This is a genomic window from Paraeggerthella sp., from assembly GCF_048427265.1.
Taxonomy (GTDB): Bacteria; Actinomycetota; Coriobacteriia; order Coriobacteriales; family Eggerthellaceae; genus Paraeggerthella; species Paraeggerthella hominis.
In genome coordinates this window covers 75,075-81,413 of sequence record NZ_DBFOSR010000022.1, presented here as the reverse complement: position 1 = coordinate 81,413, position 6,339 = coordinate 75,075, and the positions used below count along the sequence as shown (strand labels likewise).

At 61.9% G+C, this 6,339-nt stretch carries 4 protein-coding genes; 2 read left to right on the top strand and 2 right to left on the bottom strand.

The features are described from left to right. Positions 1 to 52 precede the first annotated feature (52 nt). Positions 53 to 802, top strand: a complete 750-nt coding sequence (locus tag ACMNI9_RS02665; protein WP_418830745.1) for a TraX family protein — start codon at positions 53 to 55, stop codon at positions 800 to 802. 1 nt (position 803) lies between these two features. Here ACMNI9_RS02665 and ACMNI9_RS02660 read toward each other — a convergent pair whose 3' ends face one another. Together ACMNI9_RS02660 and ACMNI9_RS02655 are read right to left on the bottom strand one after the other, a co-directional pair. Next, positions 804 to 2,141, bottom strand: a complete 1,338-nt coding sequence (locus ACMNI9_RS02660; protein ID WP_418830743.1) for an LCP family protein — start codon at positions 2,139 to 2,141, stop codon at positions 804 to 806. A gap of 328 nt (positions 2,142 to 2,469) precedes the next feature. Further along, on the bottom strand, positions 2,470 to 4,722 hold the full coding sequence (locus tag ACMNI9_RS02655) for a MurT ligase domain-containing protein (protein WP_418830742.1): 2,253 nt from the start codon (positions 4,720 to 4,722) through the stop codon (positions 2,470 to 2,472). A 323-nt stretch (positions 4,723 to 5,045) separates the two neighbouring features. Here ACMNI9_RS02655 and ACMNI9_RS02650 point away from each other — a divergent pair, with 323 nt between their 5' ends. After that, positions 5,046 to 6,320 (top strand): ArsB/NhaD family transporter, encoded by a 1,275-nt coding sequence (locus ACMNI9_RS02650; protein WP_418830741.1) that lies wholly within the window; start codon positions 5,046 to 5,048, stop codon positions 6,318 to 6,320. Positions 6,321 to 6,339 lie beyond the last annotated feature (19 nt).

The following is a 6,339-nucleotide window of genomic DNA, read 5'->3' as shown; positions in this document are numbered from 1 at the left end:
ATTTCGCCCTTCATCCCGCAATCCCCCAGCCGTCCCAGTATACTGGAATCCTATGAACGAATCGCTCAATACAACCGATGAAGACACGCGTAGGGGCGTCTCGTCCTTCGCTTTGAAAATCGTAGCCATAGTCGGCATGACGGCCAACCACGCGTCCTACATGTTCTACCCCTACCTACCTGCCGAAGCGTTCTGCCTGCTGTTCGGTCTTGGTGGACTCGCCTTTCCCATCATGGCGTTTTTGCTGGTAGAAGGGTACCGACGCACATCGAGCGTACCTAAATACGCCCGGCGCCTGCTCGTGTTCGCCCTTATATCCCAAGTGCCTTACAACTTGTTTCTTGCAGGAAACCTCAACGTGCTGTTCACGCTGCTCATCGGGCTAGCCATGCTGCACCTTTACGACCGCCTGGAAAACCGAGCGGGTTTTTGGGCGATCGCGGCGGCGCTGACGGCGGCAAGCTCCCTATGTGACTGGGGCATTCTGGGGCCCGTCATGATCCTTATGATGAAGGTCCTTGAGGATCGGCGCCAGCGCGTCGTCTACCCGCTTTTGGTGCCCATACTGACAGAAGGAATCCCCGCGCTGGCGCGATACCTGGCAAGCGGCAACCTGGCCCTGCTGCCCTTCGCGCTGTATCCCCTGGTCGGATGCACGGCCACCATTCCGCTGCTGCTCTCATACAACGGAAAGCGCGGCTTGCCGATGAAGTGGTTCTTCTACGCGTACTACCCGCTGCACATCCTTGCGCTCGGCCTAGCGAAGGGACTGCTGCTCAACGACTGGACCTGGGGCCTGTAGGCTACTTCCAGTCGGCGCCCAGAACCACCAGGAAGTCAGCGTTGATAACGTACGACCCATCGTTGACCATGGCTTTGCCCACGCCAAGGGCATCGACGATCTCCTGGGCGCGATCCGCTTTCCCGCCCTGCTCGTACACGACGAGCGTTTGCGGATAATCGAAGCTGTCCGCGTTGCCCGACTCCACCTTGTAGCCCAGCGACTGAACGCGCTCGGCAGCCTGGGATCCCGCACCGGTTATGCCGTTCCCGTTGCGCACCGCAACGGTTCCCGAGCGCTTCTGCGAAGCGCCGCCGACGCTCAGATCGCCGCTCTCGTTCACAAGCTGCCCGCTGCCCGTGCTGGCCAAGATAGTGCCCGACGCCTCGTCGACAACGTCGCCCTCCGTAGGCGGAAGCCCCTGGTCAACGCGGGCCATCATAGCCTTCCACTGCTCGACGTTGTTGATTTCGTACCACACCCCGTCGATATAGCTGGACGTGGTCGGCTCCATGCCGGAATATATGTCGGTCGCCGGGTCAAGCCCCTGCATGGTTTGCGCTATGCCGATGATGTCCGTGATCTCAAGATCGGTGGTCACGTACTGGGAAAGGGCCTGCACGGTGCTTGCCATGGTGGCCACGTCGGCCGAGAGAATCTTCTTCGCAATAGCCCCCAGGACCAATCGCTGATTCGCCGCGCGATACGAATCGCCGTCTCCGAACTCATCGTACGCATGCCGCGAACGACACAGGATAAGGGCTTGATCGCCGCTGAGCGTCTGCACGCCGGCATCCAAGTGGCCGCCGGCGTCTTCGTCGTCGATCTCCATGGGAACGTCCACCTCAACGCCGCCCAAAGCGTCCACCACGTCCTTGAAGCCGTCGAAGTTGATTTCCGCGTAATGGGAAATGGGCACGCCCGCCAACTTGGACACGGTCTCCACCGCCAGTGCCGCACCGCCAATAGCGTGAGCGGCATTCAGCTTGTTTTGACCGTATTCGCCCATGTCAACCAGGGTGTCTCGATGGATCGAAACCATGGTGACCTTTTTGTCGACCGGATCGATCCGCGCAAGTATGATGCTGTCGCTGCGAAACTGGTCCCCTGCGTATTCCTGGGAAGCCTGGCGATCGTTCGACCCGTCCGTGCCCATAAGCAGTACGTAGAACGGCTCTTTCGCCAAATCCGTATCAACGAGCGCCGCGCGCAACTTGGCATCGACCCCGGCGTGCAGGTTCCCCGACAAAATGCCGTAGTACGCAAACGCCGCGCCGGCTCCGCCCAACACGAGCACGCCCACCACCGCAAGCGCGATCACCAGCTTGCTGGGTCGCTTCCGCTTTGAAGAGCGCGGCACGTCAGCGCCGTTGCGCGACAATCGAGCGCGAGGCGTAGGAGAAGATGCGGATTGAACGCTCGGTCGCCTTCTTGCGCCATCGCCCGCGCCGCGCGAGGCGGCCGGTCGAGAAGCCCGAACGGGACCGGGCCGCGAAGAACGGTTTTCTTGCGTGGGTCGAGGTGATTCCTCATGCGCGCGCGAAGGGCGCCTTTGATTGCTTCGTTGAGAGTCCATGGACGTATTGTGCCGACGAACGCGCGACCGCGCAAGCGCGCACAAGCCTTTACTAGGAAAAGCCCATAGCGAATCGAGGGCGGCTCCTCAAGGAAGCCGTCCTCGCCATTCGTTAAACGCGCACGTTCAAGCGCTTGCACAGGTATTCGTTCGCAGCCTTTTCCGCCGTGTCGTCAAGCGCCGCAAGGGAGGGGGCGGGAACTTCCGCACGCGCGGCGCGGCGCTCGAGCGCCCGAGCCAGCAAAGCGTCCGCCACCTGCGGATTCTTCGCCAACAGCGGACCGTGAAGGTACGTTCCCACCACGTTTTTGTACAGCACGCCGTCCTGCTTGTCGTCGTCGTTGTTGCCATGGCCCACCGAGGAAACCACGCGCCCGAAAGCCTGAACGCCGGCGCCAAGACGCGTGCGACCGGCATGGTTCTCGTACCCCACCACCGGCATCTGCGCCAAAGGCGAGTCCAGCACGATGTTGTCGATCAGCCGGTCAGCGGATCCCGCCGCGCGCTCGGTGGTCATGTCGACGATGCCCAGGCCCTCGACCACCTCGTCGCCCAGCAGCCATTCCTTGCCGAGGATCTGATAGCCGCCGCAAATAGCCAGCAACACGCCGTCGTCCTCGACGAAGGCGCGCAGCTCATCGCGCATGCGCATGAGCTCGGTGGAAGCCAAGCGCTGCTCGCGATCGGGCCCGCCGCCCAAGAACACCAAGTCGACGTCCGCCAGATCGACGGACTGCCCGTGGTTCACGCGCTTGACCTCCACGGCAACGCCTCGGTCGCGAAGGCGGCGTTCCAGAATGCGCACGTTGCCGCCGTCGCCGTACAGGTTGAGCAGGTCGGGGAACAGGTGCGCGATAACAAGCGGGGCCTCGGAACCCGACGGGTCGGCGGCAGGGGGCACCCGCGAAGCCGAGGGCGCGCTCGCAGCAGCAACAGGCGCCTGCGAAGCGTCGGATGCGTCCGCAGCAGCGAGCGTGCCCGAAGCGCCCGGCGCGCCTGCCGACGGCGCGGTTTCAGCAGCGGCCAGCGCGTCCATGTCGGCATGAACGGGAGGAAGCGCCGTGTAGTTTGCAATAAGGTACGCCTTGACCTCGGCAGGCACGTTGGACAAACGCCCGAACAGGTCGTGAGCGTCATCGATCAGCTGCGCGTCAAGCCCGGCATACTTCAAGCGAACCTGCAGGTCGTTGCGGCGAATGCCGCCCGCGAACACCAGCAAGTCGCGCTCGGCGGCAAGCTCCTCGAAATCGATGTCCCACAGCCATGAGATGTCGCGACCGTCGCCTTCTTTATCGTTGACGAAGAACGCCACGGCCTTGGGTCCTTCGTCCTGCAAGATGATCTTGAGGTTCTGGTTGAACCCGGTCGGGTTCTTTGCCAGGTTGAGCAGCGCCGACCGACCGGCAATCTCGTACGATTGCAAACGCCCGTTCTGCGGGTCGAACGCATCGATAGCCTGCTGAAGCGCGTCGTTCGAGCAGCCGAGCAGGCTTGCGGCAACGCCCACCGCCGCCAGGTTGTACACCATGTACGCGCCGCTGAACGGAGCGCGCACCGAAAACGCGCCCGCGTTTGCGGCAACACCCTGCTGGGGCTTTCCCAGCTGAAATGACAAGCCGTCCGTGCTCAAGCGCACGTCCTCGGCGGCAAAATCAAGGCTTGCACGAGAGAAACCGCAGGTCGGACAATGAAAATCTCCCAGCTGGCCATACTGGCGAAACGCATATTCAAACATCGACGAGCAACGCTGGCACATAGTGGCGTCGGCCACCGTGTTCTGAGGCAAGCCCATATCCTGAGCAACGCCGAACGCGATGGACCGGTTTTCCGCACGCTCGGCAATCATCGCGCACAACGGATCGTCGGCGTTGTAGACCAGCACCGTGTCGGGCGACGAAGCCAGCGCGCCCACGATGCTGTCCTGGATGCGGTCGATCTCCCCCACACGATCCAGCTGATCGCGGAACAGGTTGAGCAGAACAACGTAGTTCGCCTTCAGATGCGGCAGGATCTTCGCCAGCCACAGCTCGTCGGTTTCGAACACGCCCCAATCGGACGGGCCCGCATGCAGCAGCGCCGTGGCCACGCCCGAATCCAGGTTCGCTCCGGTCCGGTTGCACACCACGCGCTGGCCCGCCTGCTCCAGCACATCGGCAAGCAGGTTCGTGACCGTGGTCTTCCCGTTCGTACCGACCACCGCAACCGAGCCCTTGGCCAGCTTCGGCGTCAGATCGGCGATGATGCGCGGATCGACGTACAGCGCGATCTTCCCGGGAAAGTTGGCGGCAGGGCGATGAAACACGTTCTTCAGTCCCCACGTGGAGACGGCGCTCACGGCGCGTGCGGCGGCGAACTGCAAACCCATAAAGTGTCCTTCGTCTTGTAGTACGTGTAGTACGGCTTCAATGCGATCAGTATACCCGTTCGGTTGTCGCGCACGAACGCGCCCCGTGCCCGCAAGGCACGCCCCTCCATACAATCATCAGGTTGCGCCCGCGCGCCAACCGAAGCGCAGCATCCTCAGACAGCCTAAGAGGGAACGTGCGCCGCGCGGAAGGAAAACCAACGACAGACGTCGGGCGGATGCCGGCGTCATGCAGCCCGCTGCCCGCCATTCGACGCATATTGACGGACAGGACGCTGGAAAAGTGCAGCCTCGATTGCCGCTTCGGGCGTACAATAATCCGCATGGACACAAATCAGATCATAGCCATCGTCATATTCGTGGTTGTCATGCTGGCGATCATGACCGAAAAGCTGCATCGGTCGCTCGCGGCCATCGTGGGCGCCATGGTGGTGCTCGCGCTGCACGTAATGCCGTTCGACGCAGCCATGGAGCACATCGACTTCAACACGCTGGGCGTGCTGTTGGGCATGATGCTGTTCGTGTCGGTGATGAAACTGTCGGGCGTGTTCGAGTACCTGGCCATCAAGAGCGCGCGCATCGCACGAGGCGACCCCTGGAAGATCATGCTTTTGTTCGTGCTGCTCACCGCCGTTTTATCTGCGTTTTTGGACAACGTGACCACCGTGCTGCTCATCGGGCCCATGACCTTGACCGTATGCCGCCTGCTCGACATCAACCCCATCCCGTTCTTCATGACCGAGATCATGGCGTCGAACATCGGCGGAACCGCCACGCTCATCGGCGATCCCCCGAACATCATGATCGGATCGGCCGCAGGATTCACGTTCCTCGACTTCATCATGATGGACGCCCCCGCCGTCGTGGTCATCCTGGCCGCGATTTTGATAGTGTTCTACTTCATGTACGGACGATCCATGAAAGTCAACGACGAAGAACGCGCCCGCGTCATGGAGCTTGACGAGCGCACGTACATCAAAGACGCGCGCCTGCTCAAGTTGAGCGTTGTCATGACCGGCGTCGTAGTCGTCGGATTCATGGGGCACGGAGCGCTAGGGCTGGAATCGAGCATCATCGCGCTCGGCGTGGCCGGCATCACCATCCTGCTATCGGGCACGAGCATCGAAGACGCGCTCTCGCAGGTGGAATGGACCACGCTTTCGTTCTTCGCCGGACTGTTCGTCATTGTTGGAGCGCTGGCGGAAACCGGCGTCATCGGCATGCTGGCGAACGGGCTGGTGGACATGACCGGGGGCAACGTGTTCGTAACCATGCTGGTGCTGCTGATAGGATCGGCGGTCATCTCCAGCTTCCTGGACAACATACCCTTCGTAGCCACCATGATCCCCATCTTGCTGACCATGGAAGCGTCGGGCATGGACGTAACGCCTTTGTGGTGGGCCGTCTCCCTGGGTGCGTGCCTGGGTGGCAACGGCACCCTTATCGGAGCCAGCGCGAACGTAGTGCTGTCCGACATCAGCAAGAAGTTCGGCTACGAGATCACGTTCATGGGCTTCTTCAAAACGGCCTTCCCCATCATGCTGCTCACGGTGCTGATGGCGGGCGTGTACCTGGTGCTGAGGTTCCCGGCCGCGTAGGCGAAGCGGTCGCGCATGC

What these genes read in the sequence shown, in the direction of transcription:
- ACMNI9_RS02665 (WP_418830745.1), top strand. Translation starts at nt 53, where the DNA reads ATGAACGAATCGCTCAATACAACCGATGAAGACACGCGTAGGGGCGTC.
- ACMNI9_RS02655 (WP_418830742.1), bottom strand. Translation starts at nt 4,722, where the DNA reads ATGGGTTTGCAGTTCGCCGCCGCACGCGCCGTGAGCGCCGTCTCCACG.
- ACMNI9_RS02650 (WP_418830741.1), top strand. Translation starts at nt 5,046, where the DNA reads ATGGACACAAATCAGATCATAGCCATCGTCATATTCGTGGTTGTCATG.